Source organism: Citrobacter sp. Colony219, assembly GCF_019382635.1.
GTDB classification, from domain to species: domain Bacteria; phylum Pseudomonadota; class Gammaproteobacteria; order Enterobacterales; family Enterobacteriaceae; genus Citrobacter; species Citrobacter youngae.
On sequence record NZ_CP080033.1, the window covers coordinates 4300288 to 4300517 of the forward strand.

General features: G+C 52.2%; 1 protein-coding gene. It reads right to left on the reverse strand.

Translation table 11 applies throughout. The annotated features are described in order from the left end of the window. Window positions 1–29 precede the first annotated feature (29 nt). The coding region (locus JTI85_RS21605; RefSeq protein WP_255574886.1) for a hypothetical protein at window positions 30–230 on the reverse strand (201 nt) is incomplete at its 5' end.

The following is a 230-nucleotide window of genomic DNA, read 5'->3' on the forward strand; positions in this document are numbered from 1 at the left end:
TAAGAGCATGAATTGTTAAAGCTGCGGCATCAGTACCACTGCCGCCATTTATCATCTTCCTGCAGCCGGTGGTTACGGTAAAAAATACGCAGCCCGGCACCTGACGGAATGCTGCCGCCACGCAGAAGCAGGTCAACCTGTGACTCGCTGCCATCGAACCCTCTGGAACTCAGTTCTGCCTCAAGCTGCAAGCGCTGCTGCTGCGAAATGTTCTGTTTGTATGCTTTTTT